Below are 17,969 nucleotides of genomic sequence, written 5' to 3'. Positions count from 1 at the left end.
GCCGGTGGCCTACCGTGCCGGGGGAGCACTGACGGCGGGGGGACCGTGGCGGACACGATGCGGGTGGCGGCGTCGGGGGAGGACCTGCGCGCCGCGGCCCGGCTGCTGGGCATCGGCCCGGCGGCCCTGGCGCCCGAGCTGCTCGACCCCGGCGCGCGGCTGCTGGTCGGTGACGGCGCCGCCGCGCACCTGCGCCGCCGCTGGACCGACGAGGGCACCACCGAGGCCGTCGTCCTCCACCGCTCCACGCACGTCACGGGCCGCTCGGCGCTGCTCGCCGTCGCCGCGGCCTGGGGCTGCTCGCAGGTCCGCGACGCCGGCACCGGCCGGGTGGTCGAGGTGACGCCCCCGCCGGACGACGCGCCGCTGACCGCGCGGTTCGCGCACCTGGCCGCGCTGGCCGCGACCCGGGTCGAGGTGGCCGTGGCGCTGGCCCGCGACACCGGCCGCGACCGGCGCAAGGACGACGGCAGCTGGTCGATGGCCGCCGACGAGGCCGCGCACGCCGCCGCGGCCGGGACGCTGGCCCCGCTCGGCGTGCCCGTGCTGTCGGAGGAGCGGCCCGACCCCGCCGTGTCCGACGGCGACCCGTGGATCGTGCTCGACCCGCTCGACGGCACCGGCAACTTCCGCGCCGGCCTGCCGCCGTGGGCGTTCTCGGCGGCGCTGGTGCACCGCGGCCGGGCGGTGGCCGGGCTCGTCGTCGACCTGTCCTCGGGGCGCCGCTGGGCCGGGACCGCCGACACCGGCGCGCGGCGGGACGGCGTGCCGGCGCGGGTGCGGGAGGGCAGCACCGTCGTCGCGCCGTCGGGCCGGACCGTGCGGGTGCCCGCGACGGCGCACCGGGTGCGGGTGACCGGCTGCACCGCCGTCGACCTGTGCCTGGTCGCCGACGGGTCGGCCGGCGCCTGGCACGACCTGGACCGCAGCGGCACGCACGTGCACGACGTCGCCGGCGGGCTGGCCGTGCTCGCCGCCGCCGGCGGGGTGGCGCTGACCCCGGACGGCGACCCGCTGTCCCTGCGGCCGGACACCGAGACGCTGATCCGGTTCGTCGCGGCGGCCTCCGCGCAGGGCGCGCGGGACCTGATCGCCGTGGTGCGGGACTAGCGTCCCGCGGCCGCCCGCACCGCGGCCAGCAGGGACTCGCGCTCGTGCAGCGTGGTGCGGGCGCGGCCGCGGGTGGCGCCGAGGGCGACCTCGGCGGCGTCGATGGCCCGCCAGTCCTCCAGCAGCACCGGCTCGGCGCCGCGGGCGCGCAGCGTGCGCACCAGGTCGTCGCGGTCGCCGTGCGCGCCGATCACCCCGGCCTCGGCGTCGGCCAGCAGCGAGGCCACGGTCTCGCGGGCGTCGTGCTTGTTGGTGCCGACGACGCCGGTGGGCCCGCGCTTGATCCACCCGGCCACGTACTCGCCGGGCGAGCGGGCGCCGTCGCGCAGCACCCGGCCCTCCTCGTTGGGCACGGTGCCGGTGCGCGGGTCGACGGGCAGGCCGGGCAGGCCCTGCCCGCGGTAGCCGACCGAGCGGACGACGAGGTCGGTGGGCAGCACCTCGGTCTCGCCGGTGCCCACGGCCCGCCCGTCGCCGTCGACGGCGGTGCGCTCCACCTCGATCCCGGTGACCCGGTCGGTGCCGAGGATGCGCACCGGCCGGCGGTAGAAGCGCAGCCACAGCCGGCCGCGGCCGGGCTCGGGCCGGTGGCCGGCCCACTCGCGCAGGACGGCGAGGTTGCGGCTGGCGTTGCGGTCGCCGGTCAGGCGCTCCTCGGCGGCCGGGTCGAGGTCGAGGTCGGCGGGGTCGACGAGCACGGTGGCCCGCTCCAGCCCGGCCAGCTCGCGCAGCTCCATCGTGGTGAACGACGCCTGCGCCGGGCCGCGGCGGCCGAGCACGGTGACCTCCTCGACCGGCGTCGCGGCGAGGGTGTCGAGCACGTGCTGGGGCATGTCGGTGGGCTCGAGCTCCTGCGGGGCGCGGGAGAGCACCCGGGCCACGTCGAGGGCCACGTTGCCGACGCCGACGACGACCGCCCGGTGCACGCCCTCGAGCGCCGCCTCCACCCTCGCGCGGTCGGCGTCGGGGTGCCCGCAGTACCAGGCGACCAGGTCGGTGGCGGCGAGGCTGCCGGTCAGGTCCTCGCCCTCGATCGCCAGCGCCCGGTCCAGCGCCGCCCCGTAGGTGTAGACGACGGCGTCGACGTGCGCGCGCAGGTCCTCGAGCGAGACGTCGGTGCCCACCTCGACGTTGCCGACGAACCGCACGCCGGGGTGGTCCAGCGCCCGGTGCAGGGTGTCGCGGATCGCCCGCATCTTCGGGTGGTCGGGGGCGATGCCGTGCCGGACCAGGCCGAACGGGGTGGGCAGCCGGTCGAGCAGGTCGACGGTCACCGGGACCGGCGCGCGGCGGGTCAGCGTCTCGGCGGCGTAGATGCCGGCCGGGCCGGCGCCGACGACGGCGACGCGCAGCGGCCGCTCGCCGTCCGGGGCGGGGGATCCGTCGTCGGCCACGACTGGCATCCTGGCCCGGCCGGGGCGTGGTGCGCCAGATCACCGCCCCGGCGAGCCGACCACCCACCGCAGAGGGGACCGCCCGTGTCCGTCGTCGTCGTCGCCACCATCAGCCCGAGGCCCGAGCACCTGGACGAGGTCCGTCAGGCCGTGCTCGAGACGGTGCCGCAGGTGCACGAGGAGCCCGGCTGCGAGCGGTACGCGCTGCACGAGGGCCGCGGCGTCCTCATCATGGTCGAGCAGTGGGAGAGCCCCGAGGCGCTGGCCACCCACGGCAAGGCCGGGCCGCTGACCGCGCTGTCGGCGAAGCTGGAGGGCAAGCTCACCGAGCGCCCCGCCGTCCAGGTGCTCACCGCCCACCCCGCCGGCGACCCCGCCAAGGGCGCCCTCTGAGCTCACCCCTACCGTCGAGATCACGTGATCTCGTACGTCCTGGTCGGCCCTGGTGTACGAGATCACGTGATCTCGGCAGCCGTCAGGCCGCCTGGCAGACGGGGCACCAGTAGAGGTTGCGGCCGACCATCTCCTCGGTGCGCACCTCGGTGCCGCAGATCCGGCAGGGCAGGCCGGTGCGCCGGTAGACGTAGTGCGCGTCCTCGCGGCGCACCGCACCCGAGCGGCGGGAGCGGTCGGCCGGCTGCGTGGTCACGATCCGGCCCATCCGGACGCCGGCGCGCATGAGCACCACCAGGTCGTCCCACAGCGCCTGCCACTCCTGCGCGCCGACGTCGCGGCCCGGGCGGAACGGCGAGACGCGGTGCCGGAAGAGGATCTCGGCGCGGTAGACGTTGCCGACGCCGGCCAGCACCGACTGGTCCATGAGCAGCGCGCCGACCGCCGTCCGGCTGCGGCCGACCCTCGCGTACGACAGCGGGCCGCCGCGGCGGGTGCGCAGCGGGTCGGGGCCGAGCCGGTCGAGGATCGCGTCGACCTCGGGCTGGGGAAGGACGTCGCACGCCGTCGCGCCGCGCAGGTCGGTCCACACGCCCTGGCCCTTGGGCCCGTCGGCCACCCAGCGCATCCGCAGCGCGCCGCGCGGGGGCGGCGGGTCGCCGACGCCGGTCGTGTAGGTGCCGTAGAGGCCCAGGTGGACGTGCAGCACGTCGCCGCCGAAGTCGGCGAACAGGTGCTTGCCGTAGCTGGTGACCTCCTCGAGCACCCGCCCGTCGAGCAGCGCGGCGCCGGCGGCGAAACGGCCCTGCGGGCTGGTGACGCGCACCGGCCGGCCCGCGAACAGCTCCGTCTGCTCCGTGGCCAGCCGGTACAGGGTATGGCCCTCAGGCACCGCGCACCGCCCGGTAGCGGGCCAGCGCCACCTGGCGCTCCTCGGCGTGGTCGACGACCGGCAGCGGATAGCCCTCGGGCGGGCCGCCGGGCATGGTCCACGGCTCGTGCACGTACCGGTCGGGGACGTCGCGCAGCTCCGGCACCCAGCGCCGCACGTAGACGCCGTCGGGGTCGAACTGCCGGCCCTGCCGGGTCGGGTTGAAGACCCGGTGGTACGGCGAGGGGTCGGTGCCGGTTCCGGCCACCCACTGCCAGCCGTGGTGGTTGCTGGCGAGGTCACCGTCGACGAGGTGGTCGAGGAAGTACCGGGCGCCGCGGCGCCAGTCGACGTGCAGGTCCTTGCAGAGGAACGACGCCACGATCATCCGCACGCGGTTGTGCACGTAGGCCTCGCCGTGCAGCTGCCGCATCCCGGCGTCGACGATCGGGTGACCGGTGCGCCCCTCGGCCCAGGCGGCGAAGTGCTCGTCGGCGACCGGGCCGGTGTCGTACTGCATGCGCTTCATCCGCCCGTCGAACGGCTCGCGTGCGGTCTCCGGGCGGTGCCACAGGACGTCGGCGTAGAAGTCGCGCCAGATGAGCTCGCCGGTGAACCTCTCCACCGCCTCGGCGTGGTCCCCGGCGAGCGCCTGCGCCTCGGCCACCAGCGTCCGGGGGTGCACGGTGCCGTACTTCAGGTGCGCCGACAGCCGGCTGGTCCCGTCGGTGCGGGGGGTGTTGCGCGAGGCCGCGTAGCCGAGCAGCCGCTGGTCGCGGAACAGCGCCCAGGCGTCCAGCCCGGCGCGCTCGCCGGCCGGGGGCAGCACCGTGCCGTCGAGGTCCTGCGCCGGCGGCAGGTCCTCGGAGCGGACGCCGTCGGCCCAGACGACGTCGTCCGGGAGGGGGGCGGGGGAGTGCAGGCCGCGCGCCCGCCAGGCCCGCGCGAACGGCGAGTAGACTCTGAACGGCGTCCCGTCGTCCTTGGTCAGCCGGCCGGGGGTGACGCCGTAGGGCGAGCCGGTGCGGACGAACGGGACCTCGCCCAGCGCCCGCTCGACCGCCGCGTCCCGCGCCCGCCCGTACACGCCGGCGTCGGAGGACACGTGCACGCTCGCCGCGCCCGTCTCGCGGACGAGGTCGGGGACGACGCGCGCCGGGTCCCCGGAGCGGACGACCAGCGCCCCGCCGGTCCGCTCGCGCAGGTCGGCCAGGCAGCCGCGCAGGAACTCCCGCCGCGGCCGGCCCGACGGCTCCCACAGCCGCGGGTCGACGACGAAGACGGGCACCACCGTGCCACCCCGGCCGACCGCCTCGACCGCGGCGACGAGCGCCGGGTGGTCGCGCAGCCGCAGGTCGCGGCGGAACCAGAGCAGGGCTGTCGGCACCCGCGCCAGGTTAGGTCGCCCGGCGCGGGGCCGCAGGTCAGCGCCGGGTCAGCGGTCGGCGGTGGCCAGACCGAAGTGGGGCTTGTCCTCGTCGGCGACGAGGTCGAGCGTCTCGGGATGCTGCTGGATGTAGTGGCGCACGAAGGAGCAGTAGGGCAGGACGTGCAGTCCGCGCTCGCGGGCGGCGTCGAGGACGCCACCCACCAGGACCTTGCCGAGTCCGCGACCCCCCATGCTGGGGTCCACCTCGGTGTGCGGCAGGGCCATCGTGCCGTTCTCGACGTGGTAGCTGGCCAGTCCGACGACGCGCTCGCCGACCCGCACCTCGAACCGTCCCCGTTCGGGGACGTCGACCACCGTGGTCTCCATCGTTGCGTTCCCACCTCCGCTATGCCCCGGCGCCGTTGCCGGGGGCACGACGTGCATCTGGAACGGTAACGCCTCGCAGCCGCGAAGGTTTCCTTCTCGAACCAGTGTCCGCCGGACGGGTTCGTCAGCCGGTGCCGCCCCACAGCGCCAGGACGGCGCCCGCGACGAACGCGACGGGGGCGAGGCGGAGCACGCTCGGACCCCACGGGTCCTCCGGCCGGGAGGCGTGCGCGGCGCCGACGGCGAGTGCGCCGACGGCGACGGCCAGGACCAGTGCCACGACGAGGAAGTCCACGACGACCCTCCCTGCTCGCTCGGTGGTACAGGGGTACCACCGAGCGGCCGTCAGGGGCGGGGGTTCGTGCGCGTCCACCCGCGGTCGTCCCGGCGGGCGCCGAGCGCGGCGCGGCAGCGGCGGCACACGGCCTGCACCTCCTCGGCGTGCCGGCCGGACTCGGGCTGCACGTCGGCCCAACTCACGTGCGGGAAGCGGGCCAGCCGGGAGCGGGACAGCGACAGGCCGCAGACCGTCTCGTTGCGCCCGCGCTCCCAGGCGTGCACCTCGCCGCTGGGGTAGCGGATGCCGTCGTCGGGGTCGGTCCACTGGCCGGCGGCCGCGACCGCGGCGTTGCGGAGTGCCATGCGTCCCCCGTACCCGCGGTGCACCGTCGGGCCCACCCCGACGCCGCGGCGGGGGCGCGCCGGGTCAGCGCAGGTCGTCGAGCCGGTCCTGCAGGGAGTCCAGCTGGGCCTGCGCCCGGGCCTCCACGCCGTCGAGGAAGGCCGCCGCAGCGCGCATCTCGCGGTGGACCGCGGCGACGTCGACGCGGTCGGAACCGAACGCGGTCCGCAGCCGGATCAGTGCGCGGGACGTCACCGCCGTGTCCTCGGCGGCGTCGGGCCACAGCTCGACCAGCACCTCCTGCACCACGCTCCAATGGGTGAAGACGTCGTCCCCGTCGAGCGCGAGCGGCTCCCCGGTGAGCGCCGGCAGGTCCTCGAGGAGGACGAGCAGGGAGAGCCGGAGGTGCTCACGCCAGGCCTCCAGGAAGCGGTAGGCCACCCACTGGCCGGCCGGGTCCCCGGCGGTCAGCCGCACGTACAGCAGGGCCGTCTCCTGGAGGACGCCCTCCCGCTGCTCGTAGCAGCCCTGCCGCCCGTCCCAGGACAGGGGCACCAGGAGCGCGTCCGCCGACGCTGCAGGTCCCGCCGAGTCCGCGTCGTCCGCCATGGTCCGGAACGGTAGAGGGCGTCCGGCCCCGCCCGGAACGCCGGACGCCCGGCAGGGGTGCCCCCGGCAGGATTCGAACCTGCGACACACGGTTTAGGAAACCGATGCTCTATCCCCTGAGCTACGGGGGCTCGTCGGCGCTGCGCCGACCGGGGTGTGCGCAGCCGAGGCTACCGGGACGACCGGGAGGGGCCCGCGGAGCGTCCCCGGTGTCTACCGTCTGTGTGTGTGCTCGCAGTGGTCGAGATCGTGCTGCTGCTGGTGCTCGTCGCCCTGCTGCTGTCCCGCCTCGGTGTCTGGACGGCGGAACGGCGGGCGGCCCCGCCGCGGGCCCGGTGGGCGCCGGCGCACGACGAGGTCGACGGGCAGACGCGGGTGCTGCTGCGCTGCTCGTACCCGGGCCCCGACGGGGCGCCGGTCGTGCTCGAGGACCGGGTGTTCGCCACCTTCCCGGCCGACGACCCCGCCTGGGAGGCCCGCTTCACCGAGGCCATGGCCGGCGCCCGGTTCCGCTGCTCCTACCTGGACGCCGAGGACTCCGCCGGCTGAGCCCCCGCGGCGCGGCCGGCGCCGGCGAGGGCAGGATGGCGGCCATGGGACAGGTCGTGGCCACCGCCGAACGCGTCGTCCGTGCCCCCGCCGAGCGGGTGCGGGCCGCCCTCGCCGACTACACCGGCACCCGGCGCGAGGTGCTGCCCGAGCAGTTCAGCGACTACCGGGTCGAGGCCGGCGGCCAGGGCGCGGGCACTCGGGTGCACTGGCGGTTCGCTGCGACGTCGAAGCGGGTGCGCGAGCAGGACGTCGAGGTCACCGAGCCCGACGGCACCCTCGTCGAGCGCGACACCCGCTCCTCGATGGTCACCACCTGGACCGTCACCCCGGCCGACGCCGGCAGCAGCACCGTGCGGGTGCGCACCACCTGGAACGGCGCGGGCGGCATCGGCGGCTTCTTCGAGCGCACCTTCGCCCCCAAGGGCCTGCGCCGCGTGTACGACGACCTGCTCGGCCGCCTGGAGGGCCGGCTTCCCTGACGACGGCGGCGCGGCGGGCGGTCACGGAGGACCATGGGCCGGTGACCGCCGCCCTCCCCGCCGTCCAGACCGCGGACGGCCTCGACGAGCTGGCCGCCCTGGTCGCCGACGGCGACGTCCTCGTCCTCTCCGGCGCCGGCCTGTCCACCGACTCCGGCATCCCCGACTACCGCGGCGCCACCGGCTCCCTGCGCCGGCACACGCCGATGACCTGGCAGACCTTCCGCCGCGACCCGCGCGGGCGGCACCGCTACTGGGCGCGCAGCTACGTCGGCTGGCCGCAGATGGCCGCCGCCCGCCCCAACGCCGGCCACTCCGCCGTCGCCCGGCTGCAGCGGGCCGGCCTGCTCGCCGGCGTCGTCACGCAGAACGTCGACGGGCTGCACCAGGCCGCCGGCGCCCGGGACGTCGTCGAGCTGCACGGCGGGCTGGACCGGACGGTCTGCCTGGCCTGCGGGGACGTCGCCCGGCGGGACGAGCTGCACCGCCGGCTGCGGGCCGCCAACCCGGCCTTCGGCCCGCGCGTGGACGAGGTGAACCCCGACGGCGACGCCGAGCTGCCCGACGAGGTGCTCGACGGCTTCGTGATGGTCGGCTGCACCGCGTGCGGCGACGGGCCGCTCAAGCCCGACGTCGTCTTCTTCGGCGAGACCGTCCCGCGCGACCGCGTGGACACCTGCTTCCGGATGCTCGAGGACTCCGCCGGCCTGCTCGTCCTCGGCTCCTCCCTGACCGTCATGAGCGGCTACCGGTTCGTGCTGCGCGCCGCCGAGCTCGGCATCCCGGTGGCGGTGGTCAACCTCGGCCCCACGCGCGGCGACGCCAAGGTCGACGTCAAGGTGGACGCCCCGCTCGGCGAGGTGCTGCCCGAGCTGGCCCGCCGCTGCGGCGCGTGACCCGCCGCGAGGTCGAGCACACCGGGACGGCCGCTGGGTCGTCGTCGACGGGCGGCGGTGGCGGAAGGCCGACCCGTCCCTGCCCGACGACGTCCGCGCCCGGCTGCTCTCCCACCTGGGCACGGCGCGCGCGGCGGTGCGCACGGCTCCCGACCCCGCGGCGCGGCGGGCCGCCCGGGACCGGGTGCAGCTGGCCAAGACCGGGCTGGGGGAGCGCGGTCCCGCCTGGTGGGAGCAGGACGACGACGCCCGCCGCGCCCGGTGGGAGGCGGCGCTGGAGGCGCTCGGCGGTTGACCGCCCGCCCGACCGGGCAGGAACCGCCGCGATGCAGACCTTCCTGCCCGTGGCCGACTTCGAGGAGAGCGCGCGGCTGCTGGACTCGCCGCGCCTGGGCAAGCAGCGGGTCGAGACGCTGCAGGTGCTGCGCGCCCTGGAGCTGCCCGACTACGGCTGGTCCTCGCACCCGGTCGTGCACATGTGGCGCGGGCGGACGGCGGCGCTGGTCGTCTACGGCCTGGCGATGGTGCGGGTCTGGCGCGAGCGCGGGTTCGCCGACAGCACGCACACCTCGATCGCCGAGTTCGCCCCCGACGTCGAGGGCGCCACGCAGGACGAGCTCGCCCGCGCCGGGATGCTGCCCTCCTGGGTCGGCGACGAGGCGCTGCACCTGTCCCACCGGTCGAACCTGCTGGCCAAGGAGCCGGACTTCTACCGGCCGCGGTTCGCCCCGCTGTTCGGCGCCGAGCCCGACGACCTGCCCTACGTCTGGCCCGGTCCCGACGACGTCCCGCCGGCGGCCGAGCCCGAGGGCACCCGGGTGTGGGTGGTGCGGCCGCGGGCGCACGACGAGCTGGGCGCGTGCCTGGCCACCGGCGTCGTCGGGCTGGGCACCCAGTCGGGGATCGACGTCGACGCCACCGGCCTGTCGCCGGCCGAGCTGCGCGCGCTGGCCAAGGAGCTCTCCGGGCGCCGGCCGAGCAAGGACCTCCGCCAGCTGTCGACCTTCCTCGACGAGATCCGCCCCGGCGACCCGGTGGCCCTGCCCGTCGAGCACGGCGCCGGCCTGCTCGTCGGCGAGGTGCTCGGCGACTACCTGTTCGACGGCCGCGAGCTGCTGCCGCACCGCCGCCCGGCCCGCTGGGACCACGTGGTGCCGCGCGCCGCGGCCCGCCCGCCCGCGACGCTGCAGGACCCGCGCGCGCTGTTCTCCGTGGTGCTCGACCCCGACGTGCTGCCGCCGTCCCTGGCCGGCACCACCTACCGCGAGCCCGCGCTCCCGCTGGTCTGAGCCGCGCGGACGACGCTCGTCCACGCCTGCGCGTGCAGCCGGCGCAGCTCCAGCCACGGCGCGAGCTCGGCGTCGGACGGGCCGCCCGCCGCGTCCAGCGCGGCCCGGCCGTCCAGCCGGGAGGTGAGCCGCAGGCAGGCGAGGTCCCACTCCGGCGGCCCGGCGCAGGTGTCCTCGAGGTCGGCCCACCGCCAGCCGTCCGGCGTGGCCAGCAGGTTGCCGGGGTGCGCGTCGCCGTGCAGCGCCTGCACCCGGCCGCCGAGCCGGGGACGGAGGGCCTCCACCCGCTCCGCCGTGCGCGCGCGGACGGCGGGGTCGACGCCCCACGCGCCCGCCCGCTCGCTGAAGACCGCGAGGTCGTCGAGCGGGGTGTCCAACGGGCCCCCGGTCACGGGCAGGCCGGCGAGCACCGCGTGCAGGCCGGCGAGCGCGGTGGCCACCTCGGCCGGGGTCGGCGTCCGCGGCAGCACCTCCACCCGGGTCCAGAAGGTGAGCGTCAGCCCGTCCTGCACGTGCGGCCCCGGCAGCAGCAGGTCGCTCGGCGGGACGACGGGCGCGCCGGCCGCGGCCAGGGCGCCGGCCAGTGCGACCTCGCGGCCGAACGGGCGGCCCGGGTCGGGGCGCAGCAGCGGCGTGAGCGTCGCCACCCGCGCCACCACCGGCGCCGGGGCCAGGTGGACGACGACGTTGACGCCGTCGTGCAGCACCCGCGCCCCGGTCGACCGGAGGCCGTGCGCGGCGGCCACCGCGGTGGCCGCGGCCGCCGCGCGCCGGGCCCGGTCGCTCACGCCCCCGGGAACGGCACGTTCTGCAGGCGCACCTGGCCGCGGGCGACGAGCTTGCCGTCCTCGGCGCGGGTGAGCTGCACCAGCCACAGCTGCAGGGTGCGGCCCTGCTGCACGGGCTCGGCGACGACGTCGAGCCGGCCGGCGGTGACCGGCCGCAGGAAGTCGGTGCTGTTGTTCACACCGACGGCGAACTGGCCGCGGTCGGCGACGGCGGTGCTGGCGCCGATCGACGCCGCCGACTCGATCACCGCGCAGTAGACGCCGCCGTGCACGACGCCCCACGGGGTGTGGTGCTCCGGCCCGAGTTCGACGGTGCCGGTGACCCGGGTGCCGCTGACCTCTGCGACGTCGAACCCGGTGGCCGCGACGAACGCGCTGGCCCTGCTCCGGTCGACGTCGGGCACCTCGGCGCTCACGCGGCGTCCCACACCAGGCAGAACGGGTGGCCCACCGGGTCGGCGTAGACGCGGAAGTCGCCCCCGCCGCCGGGCAGCTTCCGCGCGCCCAGGGCGAGCACCTTCGGCTCGGCCTCGTCGACGTCGGTCACGTAGACGTCGAGGTGGAACTGCTGCGGGCGCTGCGGGTCCGGCCAGTCCGGCGGGACCAGGTCCGGCGCCTGCTGGAACGCCAGCCGGTGCCCGCGGCCGCTGACCACGACCCAGTCGTCGCCCGGGCCGCCCTTGCTCACCTCCAGCCCCAGCAGCTCGGCGTAGAAGGTGGCGAGCGCGTGCGCGTCGGGCGCGTCGATCACGACGGAGTGCAACTGGCCGATCATGCGCCCATCCTGGCCGGTCGGCGCCGCCCCCACCGCCCGTGATCGGGCCGTCCGTCGCAGGGATCCGGCCAGGGGGCAAGATCGGGACGTGTCCGACCCGACCGACCAGCCTCCCGTCCTCGGCTCGCTGACCTGGGCGCCCGCCGCCTCGCGCGCCGACCTGCTCGCCGGCCCGGTCGCGGCCGCGCTGGCCGGCCTGCCCGGGCCGGCGTGGGTCGCCCCCGTCGACGACGCGCTCGCCGACACCGCCGCGTTCACCGAGGCGTACGGGGTGCCGCCGGAGGCCTCGGCCAACTGCGTCGTCGTGGCCGCGCGCCGGGCGGGGCAGACGACGCTGGTGGCCTGCGTCGTCCTCGCGACCACCCGCGCCGACGTCAACGGCCTGGTTCGGCGGCACCTGGGTGCGCGCAAGGCGTCGTTCGCGCCGCAGGACGTCGCCGTCGCCGAGAGCGGGATGGCCCACGGCGGGATCACCCCGATCGGGCTCCCGGTGTCGTGGCCGGTGCTGGTCGACGCGGCGGTGGCCGCCGCGGGGCTCGTCGTCGTCGGCTCGGGGACCCGCGGCGCGAAGCTCGCCGTCCCTGGGTCGCTGCTGGCCGGGCTGCCCTCGGCGGAGGTCATCGACGGGCTCGGGGTGCCGGTGGCCGACGCGTCCCCGCCGGCGCCGGCGGCCCCGGCCGAGCGGGCCCCCGACGACCGCGACCTCGGCTGGGGCGAGCGCCCCGACGACCGCGATCCGGACCGCCGCTACCTGGAGGACCGGCCGCCGCACTGGGGCAGCGACTAGCGCTGCGGATCCCCCTGCCGCTCCCGCAGCAGGTCGCGGATCTGGGCGAGCAGCTCCACCTCGGTCGGCTCCGCGGGCCCGGCCTCGGCGCCGCGCCGGCGCCGCTCGGCGATCCGCTTCGTCGGCACCACGACGACGAAGTAGACGACCGCCGCGGTCAGCACGAACGTGATCACCTGGCTGACGAACGCGCCGTAGGTGAAGGTCTCGCCGTCGACGGTGAACTCGCCGCCGCCCCCGCCGCCCCCGGTGACCAGCGCGATCAGCGGCGTGAGGAACGAGTCGGTGAACGCGGTGACGACCGCGGTGAACGCGGTGCCGATGACCACCGCGACGGCCAGTTCGACGACGTTGCCGCGCAGCAGGAAGTCCTTGAAGCCCTTGAGCACCCGGCCATCCCCTCACGGCGACCGCGGCAGGCTCAACGTCAGCGTGGCGGTGGTGGCCGCAGCGGCGAGAGTGGCGGCCGTGGCCTCGTCGACGGCGAGCACGAGCAGCCCGCCGTCGTCCCCGCCGGACCGGGGCGCGGCCAGGACCAGCGCGCCGCGGGCCACCGCCTCGGCCCGCCCCGCGCCCGGCGCGGTGGCCAGCACGTCGACCCGGTCCCCGGCGGCGGCCAGCCCCGCGACGGCGAGGTCGGCCAGGCGGACGGGCGCGGCCACCTGGCCCGCCGGCAGCAGCGCCGTCAGGCCCGGGCCGAGCAGCCGGACGTCGGTGACCGGCTCACCGGCGCGCAGCGGGGCGGCCAGCACCCGGCCGGCCAGCTGCGCCGGGTCGGCCACGACGCCGGCCGGGACCGCGCCGGCCGGCAGTTCCGCGGTGGCGAGCAGGTCGGCGCCCAGCACCGTCCCGGCCGGCAGGTCGCCCGCGGCGGTGACCACCGGCGTGCCGGCGGGCGGGGGCGCGACCGGGGCCGGCGGCGGGCGCAGGGCGAGCAGCAGCGCACCGACGGCGAGCGCCGCCGCCAGGCACCGGCGCAGCAGGAGGGCGGGGGAGCGGGGACGGCGGAGGCGGACCACCGGCCCAGGCTCGGCGCCCGGGAGCCCCGGCGGCGCCGGGGCGGGGGAGCTGTGGAGCGGCCGTCCGGCTGTGGACGGCCGCGGCTCAGCTCGCGGCGGCCTTGCTGCCGCCGCCCGACGACGAGGACGACGACGAGGACGAGGACGAGGACGAGCTGCCGCCCGACGACGAGGACGACGTCGAGGAGGACGACGAGTCCGAGGACGACGACGCGGTGGCCTTCGACGAGTCGCCGGCGGACGAGCCGGCCCGGCTGTCGGTGCGGTAGAAGCCCGAGCCCTTGAAGACCACGCCGACCGAGCCGTAGACCTTGCGCACGGGGGCGCCGCAGGTCGGGCACTCGGCCACGGCCGCGTCGGTGAAGGACTGCACCACCTCGAACTGGTGCTTGCCCTCGGGGTTGGTGCAGACGTACTGGTACGTGGGCACGGCGTGGCACTCCTGGTCGAGCGGGGGTGGGACGGGCCCGGTGCCGGCGGAGGCTGGCACTCGGGGCCCTCGACTGCCAATGATGCGCCACGCCGCGACCCGCCGTCCACGGATGTCGGCGAGCGTCACGTCCGCGTCGCGCGAGCGTGGGATCGCGGTGGTGGCTCCGGGCGCTACCGTCGCGCTCTCCCGGCCGAGGAGGGGTGCCCGATGGCGAGGATGCCCGACCCGAGGGTGCTGGCCGAGGTGCTGCGCGGTGGGGACCTCCGCGCGCGGCTGCGCGCCGCGCGGGAGGGTCTGACCGGCGTCCGGCTGCAGCTCGTCGCCGCTGCGCTCGACCTGGGCCTGCTCGACGCACTCGGCGAGGGCCCGGCCGGCACCGAGCAGCTGGCCGGACGCCTGGGTGTGGTCGACCGGGACCTGCTGGCCGCCTACCTCCGCGTGCTCGCCGCCGCGGGGCTGGTCACCGGGGAGGACTCGTGGCGGCTCACCCGGTTCGGCCGCGCGGTCGTCGGCGACGACGTCGTGCGCGCGTCGTACGAGGGCTTCGGCGGCTACCACACCGAGCTCTACCGGGATCTGCCGGCGCTGCTGCGCGGTGGCCCGGGGCGGCGCGACACCGCGGAGAACGGCGAGGTGATCGCCCGGCTCTCGGCCGCGATGTCCCCGCTGGTCCGCGCCCGGCTGGTCCGCACGGTCACCGAGCGCCGGCCGCGCCGGGTGCTCGACATCGGGTGCGGTGCCGGCCTGTACCTGGCGGCGGTGCTCGAGGCGGCCCCGGAGGCCACCGGCGTCGGCGTGGACGTCGACCCCGACGCCGCGGCACTGGCCCGGCGCACGTTGAGCGAGCGGGGGCTGGCCGACCGGGCCAGCATCGCGGTGGTCGACATCCGGGAGGTGCTCGCCGCCGGCCGCCCGGGCGCCCTCACCGGCGGCATCGACCTGGCCCTGCTCGCCAACGCCGTCTACTACGTGCCGGTCGACGAGCGGGTGGAGCTGCTGCGCGCGGTCGCCCGCCTGCTCGCACCCGGCGGCGCCCTCGTGGTCGTCACCACCGTGGCCGGGCCGCAGCTGTTCAGCCGGCACCTGGACCTGCTGCTGAGGGCGCAGGAGGGCCGCATGGAGCTGCCCGCCGTCGACGTGCTGCTCGGTCAGCTCCGCGAGGCGGGCCTGCACCCGCACGCACCGGAGCGGATCGGCCCTCCCGGCGCCGCGCTCACCGCTGTGACCGCGAGCCGCTGAGGACGCCCGTCACCCGGGGCCACGACCGCGGTCCGGCGCACACGGTGACCGCGGAGCCGGCGTGCGCCGGCTAGTCGCCGTCCGCCGGGCTCCCGAAGTCGTCGAGCACGCGCTCGAACGCCGTGGGGTGCACGGCGACGTCGCCGGCGAACGGGAAGTTGAACCCGACCGCGACGAACAGGAGCACGCCGATGAGCACCGAGAGGCTGCCCACCATCACCAGGTGCAGCGCGGTGCGCTCCAGGCCGAACAGCAGCGCGAAGCCGACGGTGACGAGGGCACCGACGACCAGCGCGATCCACAGGCTGGCGGGGATCCCGCTCTCGACGAAGTCGAGCCGCTGGCTGCGCAGGCTCACGAGATCGTTCAGCCGGTCCACCTCCGCGCCCACGAACTCCTGCTCCCCGGGCGTGGTGACGGGCGTGCCGGCGAGCACGTCCGCCATCTCCTGCAGGACGTCTCCCGCCTCGGGGTCCCCCGGGCGCCCGTCGGCCATGGCCGGCCACGAGTCCTCGACCACCTCCGTCGCGTACTGCAGGACCAGGTCCCGCATCTCCGCCTGCGACTCCGCGGGCAGGCCGACGCTGTCCCGGTAGAGGGTCCGCAGGGCGCTCGCCTCCTGGCCGACCACCTCCTCGGCCCTGGTGAAGCTCTCCCACGCGACGATGACGACGAAGGCCAGCAGCACCGCGTAGATGACCCCGACGACCGCGATGATGAAGCCCACCACGTCGTTGTGCTCGCCCCGCACCAGAGCGGGCCAGCGGCGCCGGATCCCCACCTGGACGACCAGGACCAGCGCGGGGAAGACCACCACCAGCCCGATGAAGACGAGCCATCCCGGGGCGGAGAGGATGCTCCGGACCATGCTGCCTCCCGGCGCTGCTGATCCCGGGCGCTCGGGATCGCGTCGTGGTCGGGGGCAGGGTCGCACTCCCCGCCGGGGGCGGGAACCCGGTCCGGCCCGGCCCGCGGTCCCGTCCGCGGAGCGGCCGAGTGCGCCGGGGAGGCGCGGGCCCGCAGCGGGCCGGTCCGTCGGCCCCCGGTGGCAGGGTGTCGGTGCCGCCGGGATGGCGGCAGCACGGCGAGGGAGCGAGGCGGCATGCGGGACGTGGAGGTCCGCCGGCACGTGGCGGCGCCGGCGGAGCGGGTGTGGGCGGTGGTCACCGACCTCGCGGGGTCGCCGCGGGTGATCCGGGGCATCGACGCGGTGGAGGTCCTCACGCCGGGGGAGTTCGGCGTCGGGACGCGGTGGCGGGAGACCCGCACGATGCTGGGCCGCTCGGCCACCGAGGAGATGACCGTCACCGCGGTGGAGCCGCAGCGGTCGTACACCACCGAGGCGGTGCGGCCGGGCGTCCGGTACCTGTCGACGGTCGCGGTGACCCCGGCCGGTGACGGCGGCAGCGACCTGGCGATGACGTTCGGGGCCCGGCCGACGTCCACGGTCACGCGGGTGCTCGGGGCGGTCACCGGCCCCCTCGGCCGGCGGGCGGTGACCCGTGCGCTGGAGGCGGACCTGGCCGACATCGCGGCCACGGCGGAGCGCTCCTGACGCCCGGGTCCCCGGTCAGCGGGTGACGAAGCGCAGGACGGCGTCGTTCACGGCCGCGGGGGCGTCCTCGTGCACCAGGTGGGAGGCGCCCGGCACGACGACCTGCTCGGCGGAGGGCAGCAGGTCGGCGAGCCAGTCGCTGAGTGCCCGCGCGACCGCCGGGCTGCGCTCGCCGGTGAGCAGCAGGGCGGGCGCGCGCACGGTGCGCAGCTGCGCCTCGGTCACCGGCGGGAACCCCGCGCGGAACTCGGCCTGCAGCGTGTCCGCGCTCTCGTGCACCTGCTGCCGGCGCTCCGGGCCCATCGCGGCCAGTGCCCGCCGGCCGAGCACCCCGCGGGCGAAGAGCTCCAGCGCCCGGCCGGGGTCACCGCGCCGGTACGCCCAGGCCATCGGGGCGGACGTCCGCAGCCCGAACCCGAGCACCGCGAGCGTCGCGCGCGGCCGGCGGCGCAGCGCCCGCGAAAGGTCGGCCGGCCGCGGCCGGGGTCCCGGGCCGAGCACCAGCGGCAGCAGCGGCGGCTCCTCGAGGACCAGGCCGCGGACGACGTCCGGGTGCTCCAGCGCGGTGAGCAGGCAGACGTACGCGCCCCACGAGTTGCCGACCAGGTGCGCCGGCGCGGCGTCCAGCGCCCGCAGCAGCGCGACCAGGTCCGTGACGTGCACCGGCATCGGGTCCGGCGCACCCGCGGGCAGCGGCGCGTTGGGGCGGGCGAAGCGGCGGCTGTAGGCGACCACCCGGCACCGCGCGCCGAGCGGTCCCAGCTGGGCGGCCCACGTGCGCAGGTCGCCGAGGCCGCCGTGCACGAGGACCACCGGCTCGCCGGCGCCCTCCTCCCGGTAGGCCAGCGACGCCCCGTCGACCGTCACGTGCCGCAGCGTCCCGAACCCGCTGCCCGGTGCCTGGGTCACGGCCATGCCCGCTCCTCGGTCCCGCAGGCACCCCAGCGTCCTCGCCGGCCGGCCCGGAGGGCAAGCGGCGCGACCGCGGCTCAGCCGGGCAGCCGCGCCACCCGGCGCACCGCGGCTAGGCCGGCGTCCGTGCCCGGCCAGTGCCGGCTCACCGCGTCGGCGCCGGCGCGGCGGACCACCGAGCGCAGCACGAGGGCCACGGCGACCGCGTCGTCGGCGTACCCGATCACCGGGACGACGTCGGGCACGAGGTCGAGCGGCAGCGCCAGGTAGCCCAGCAGCAGCCACAGCCGCAGGCGGACCCCGCGGGGGAGGGAGCGGTCGGCGGCCAGCCGGCGGACCAGCCGCAGCACGTCGGGCAGCAGCCGCACCAGCTCCCGCGCCCGCAGCTCGTCGGGCCGGGTCACCCAGAGCGCCGCGACCAGCGCCAGCCAGCACAGCAGCAGGCCGCCGCCGATCCCGGCCACCGTCCACGCCCACCCGGGCACCGCGT

Annotated in this window: 26 protein-coding genes and 1 tRNA gene; 10 read left to right on the top strand and 17 right to left on the bottom strand. The window is 77.2% G+C overall.

The window, feature by feature from the left end; all coding sequences use genetic code 11:
- The first annotated feature begins 45 nt into the window (after positions 1-45).
- Positions 46-1,110, top strand: a complete 1,065-nt coding sequence (locus tag ACI8AR_RS02195) for an inositol monophosphatase family protein (RefSeq protein ID WP_457049518.1) — start codon at positions 46-48, stop codon at positions 1,108-1,110.
- Here the strand turns inward: ACI8AR_RS02195 and ACI8AR_RS02190 are convergent.
- The gene (locus ACI8AR_RS02190) at positions 1,107-2,513 is read right to left on the bottom strand and encodes an FAD-dependent oxidoreductase (RefSeq protein ID WP_457049517.1); all 1,407 of its coding nucleotides are present in this window, start codon (positions 2,511-2,513) and stop codon (positions 1,107-1,109) included. The two genes, ACI8AR_RS02195 and ACI8AR_RS02190, sit on opposite strands and share 4 nt — an antisense overlap.
- Before the next feature lie 75 nt (positions 2,514-2,588).
- Here ACI8AR_RS02190 and ACI8AR_RS02185 point away from each other — a divergent pair, with 75 nt between their 5' ends.
- Positions 2,589-2,897 (top strand): putative quinol monooxygenase, encoded by a 309-nt coding sequence (locus tag ACI8AR_RS02185; protein WP_457049516.1) that lies wholly within the window; start codon positions 2,589-2,591, stop codon positions 2,895-2,897.
- Between the two features lie 82 nt (positions 2,898-2,979).
- On the opposite strand, the gene ACI8AR_RS02180 is transcribed toward ACI8AR_RS02185, so the two are convergent.
- The 7 genes from ACI8AR_RS02180 to ACI8AR_RS02150 all read right to left on the bottom strand — a co-directional run bounded on the left by ACI8AR_RS02180 (position 2,980) and on the right by ACI8AR_RS02150 (position 6,886).
- A complete protein-coding gene (locus ACI8AR_RS02180; RefSeq protein WP_457049515.1) occupies positions 2,980-3,789 on the bottom strand; it encodes an Fpg/Nei family DNA glycosylase in 810 nt (269 codons plus the stop codon).
- Positions 3,782-5,155, bottom strand: coding sequence for a cryptochrome/photolyase family protein (locus tag ACI8AR_RS02175; protein ID WP_457049514.1), 1,374 nt, complete (start codon positions 5,153-5,155; stop codon positions 3,782-3,784). The genes ACI8AR_RS02180 and ACI8AR_RS02175 overlap by 8 nt, the downstream gene beginning before the upstream one ends.
- Positions 5,156-5,203: 48 nt before the next feature.
- A complete protein-coding gene (locus ACI8AR_RS02170) occupies positions 5,204-5,524 on the bottom strand; it encodes a GNAT family N-acetyltransferase (RefSeq protein ID WP_456928117.1) in 321 nt (106 codons plus the stop codon).
- 124 nt (positions 5,525-5,648) lie between these two features.
- Positions 5,649-5,819, bottom strand: coding sequence for a hypothetical protein (locus ACI8AR_RS02165; protein WP_457049513.1), 171 nt, complete (start codon positions 5,817-5,819; stop codon positions 5,649-5,651).
- A gap of 50 nt (positions 5,820-5,869) precedes the next feature.
- Positions 5,870-6,166, bottom strand: a complete 297-nt coding sequence (locus tag ACI8AR_RS02160; RefSeq protein ID WP_110004333.1) for a hypothetical protein — start codon at positions 6,164-6,166, stop codon at positions 5,870-5,872.
- Between the two features lie 64 nt (positions 6,167-6,230).
- Positions 6,231-6,755 (bottom strand): hypothetical protein, encoded by a 525-nt coding sequence (locus tag ACI8AR_RS02155; protein WP_457049512.1) that lies wholly within the window; start codon positions 6,753-6,755, stop codon positions 6,231-6,233.
- Between the two features lie 58 nt (positions 6,756-6,813).
- Positions 6,814-6,886, bottom strand: a tRNA-Arg gene (locus tag ACI8AR_RS02150).
- 97 nt (positions 6,887-6,983) lie between these two features.
- Here ACI8AR_RS02150 and ACI8AR_RS02145 point away from each other — a divergent pair.
- The 5 genes from ACI8AR_RS02145 to ACI8AR_RS02125 all read left to right on the top strand — a co-directional run bounded on the left by ACI8AR_RS02145 (position 6,984) and on the right by ACI8AR_RS02125 (position 9,971).
- Positions 6,984-7,304: a hypothetical protein gene (locus tag ACI8AR_RS02145; protein WP_457049511.1), complete on the top strand. Its 321-nt coding sequence runs from the start codon at positions 6,984-6,986 to the stop codon at positions 7,302-7,304.
- Positions 7,305-7,348: 44 nt separating this feature from the next.
- On the top strand, positions 7,349-7,786 hold the full coding sequence (locus ACI8AR_RS02140; protein WP_457049510.1) for an SRPBCC family protein: 438 nt from the start codon (positions 7,349-7,351) through the stop codon (positions 7,784-7,786).
- A gap of 41 nt (positions 7,787-7,827) precedes the next feature.
- On the top strand, positions 7,828-8,682 hold the full coding sequence (locus tag ACI8AR_RS02135) for an NAD-dependent protein deacetylase (protein WP_457049509.1): 855 nt from the start codon (positions 7,828-7,830) through the stop codon (positions 8,680-8,682).
- A 136-nt stretch (positions 8,683-8,818) separates the two neighbouring features.
- A complete protein-coding gene (locus tag ACI8AR_RS02130) occupies positions 8,819-8,977 on the top strand; it encodes a hypothetical protein (protein ID WP_457049508.1) in 159 nt (52 codons plus the stop codon).
- A 31-nt stretch (positions 8,978-9,008) separates the two neighbouring features.
- Positions 9,009-9,971: an MSMEG_6728 family protein gene (locus tag ACI8AR_RS02125; protein WP_457049507.1), complete on the top strand. Its 963-nt coding sequence runs from the start codon at positions 9,009-9,011 to the stop codon at positions 9,969-9,971.
- On the opposite strand, the gene ACI8AR_RS02120 is transcribed toward ACI8AR_RS02125, so the two are convergent.
- Genes ACI8AR_RS02120 through ACI8AR_RS02110 form a run of 3 tightly spaced genes read right to left on the bottom strand, consistent with a single transcriptional unit; the run spans position 9,941 to position 11,534 of the window.
- The gene (locus tag ACI8AR_RS02120) at positions 9,941-10,759 is read right to left on the bottom strand and encodes a phosphotransferase family protein (RefSeq protein WP_457049506.1); all 819 of its coding nucleotides are present in this window, start codon (positions 10,757-10,759) and stop codon (positions 9,941-9,943) included. The genes ACI8AR_RS02125 and ACI8AR_RS02120 overlap by 31 nt on opposite strands.
- Positions 10,756-11,175, bottom strand: a complete 420-nt coding sequence (locus tag ACI8AR_RS02115; RefSeq protein WP_457049505.1) for a PaaI family thioesterase — start codon at positions 11,173-11,175, stop codon at positions 10,756-10,758. Before ACI8AR_RS02115 ends, ACI8AR_RS02120 begins: the two co-directional genes overlap by 4 nt.
- Entirely contained in the window at positions 11,172-11,534 is a 363-nt protein-coding gene (locus ACI8AR_RS02110; RefSeq protein ID WP_457049504.1) for a VOC family protein, read from the bottom strand. The genes ACI8AR_RS02115 and ACI8AR_RS02110 overlap by 4 nt, the downstream gene beginning before the upstream one ends.
- Positions 11,535-11,622: 88 nt before the next feature.
- On the opposite strand from ACI8AR_RS02110, the gene ACI8AR_RS02105 reads away from it, so the two are divergent.
- Positions 11,623-12,321, top strand: coding sequence for a YbaK/EbsC family protein (locus ACI8AR_RS02105; protein ID WP_457049503.1), 699 nt, complete (start codon positions 11,623-11,625; stop codon positions 12,319-12,321).
- On the opposite strand, the gene mscL is transcribed toward ACI8AR_RS02105, so the two are convergent.
- The 3 genes from mscL to ACI8AR_RS02090 all read right to left on the bottom strand — a co-directional run bounded on the left by mscL (position 12,318) and on the right by ACI8AR_RS02090 (position 13,770).
- Positions 12,318-12,710 carry a large conductance mechanosensitive channel protein MscL gene (mscL, locus tag ACI8AR_RS02100; RefSeq protein ID WP_457049502.1) on the bottom strand — a complete coding sequence of 131 codons (393 nt, stop codon included), beginning with the start codon at positions 12,708-12,710 and terminating at the stop codon, positions 12,318-12,320. The two genes, ACI8AR_RS02105 and mscL, sit on opposite strands and share 4 nt — an antisense overlap.
- Before the next feature lie 12 nt (positions 12,711-12,722).
- Complete coding sequence (gene cpaB / locus ACI8AR_RS02095; protein WP_457049501.1) at positions 12,723-13,340, bottom strand: Flp pilus assembly protein CpaB; 618 nt, start codon at positions 13,338-13,340, stop codon at positions 12,723-12,725.
- Positions 13,341-13,425: 85 nt separating this feature from the next.
- The gene (locus ACI8AR_RS02090) at positions 13,426-13,770 is read right to left on the bottom strand and encodes an FmdB family zinc ribbon protein (RefSeq protein ID WP_457049500.1); all 345 of its coding nucleotides are present in this window, start codon (positions 13,768-13,770) and stop codon (positions 13,426-13,428) included.
- 210 nt (positions 13,771-13,980) lie between these two features.
- Between ACI8AR_RS02090 and ACI8AR_RS02085 the strand changes: the two genes are divergently transcribed.
- Positions 13,981-15,012 carry a class I SAM-dependent methyltransferase gene (locus tag ACI8AR_RS02085; RefSeq protein ID WP_457049499.1) on the top strand — a complete coding sequence of 344 codons (1,032 nt, stop codon included), beginning with the start codon at positions 13,981-13,983 and terminating at the stop codon, positions 15,010-15,012.
- Positions 15,013-15,082: 70 nt separating this feature from the next.
- On the opposite strand, the gene ACI8AR_RS02080 is transcribed toward ACI8AR_RS02085, so the two are convergent.
- Positions 15,083-15,880, bottom strand: coding sequence for a bestrophin-like domain (locus tag ACI8AR_RS02080; protein ID WP_457049498.1), 798 nt, complete (start codon positions 15,878-15,880; stop codon positions 15,083-15,085).
- Between the two features lie 234 nt (positions 15,881-16,114).
- Between ACI8AR_RS02080 and ACI8AR_RS02075 the strand changes: the two genes are divergently transcribed.
- Positions 16,115-16,567 carry an SRPBCC family protein gene (locus tag ACI8AR_RS02075; RefSeq protein WP_457049497.1) on the top strand — a complete coding sequence of 151 codons (453 nt, stop codon included), beginning with the start codon at positions 16,115-16,117 and terminating at the stop codon, positions 16,565-16,567.
- 15 nt (positions 16,568-16,582) lie between these two features.
- Here ACI8AR_RS02075 and ACI8AR_RS02070 read toward each other — a convergent pair whose 3' ends face one another.
- Both ACI8AR_RS02070 and ACI8AR_RS02065 read right to left on the bottom strand, forming a co-directional pair.
- Positions 16,583-17,482 carry an alpha/beta fold hydrolase gene (locus ACI8AR_RS02070; RefSeq protein ID WP_457049496.1) on the bottom strand — a complete coding sequence of 300 codons (900 nt, stop codon included), beginning with the start codon at positions 17,480-17,482 and terminating at the stop codon, positions 16,583-16,585.
- Between the two features lie 74 nt (positions 17,483-17,556).
- A complete protein-coding gene (locus tag ACI8AR_RS02065; protein WP_457049495.1) occupies positions 17,557-17,964 on the bottom strand; it encodes a YkvA family protein in 408 nt (135 codons plus the stop codon).
- Between the last annotated feature and the right edge of the window lie 5 nt (positions 17,965-17,969).

The organism is Geodermatophilus sp. SYSU D01036, assembly GCF_054050435.1.
This window is presented reverse-complemented; position numbering and strand designations above follow the sequence as displayed.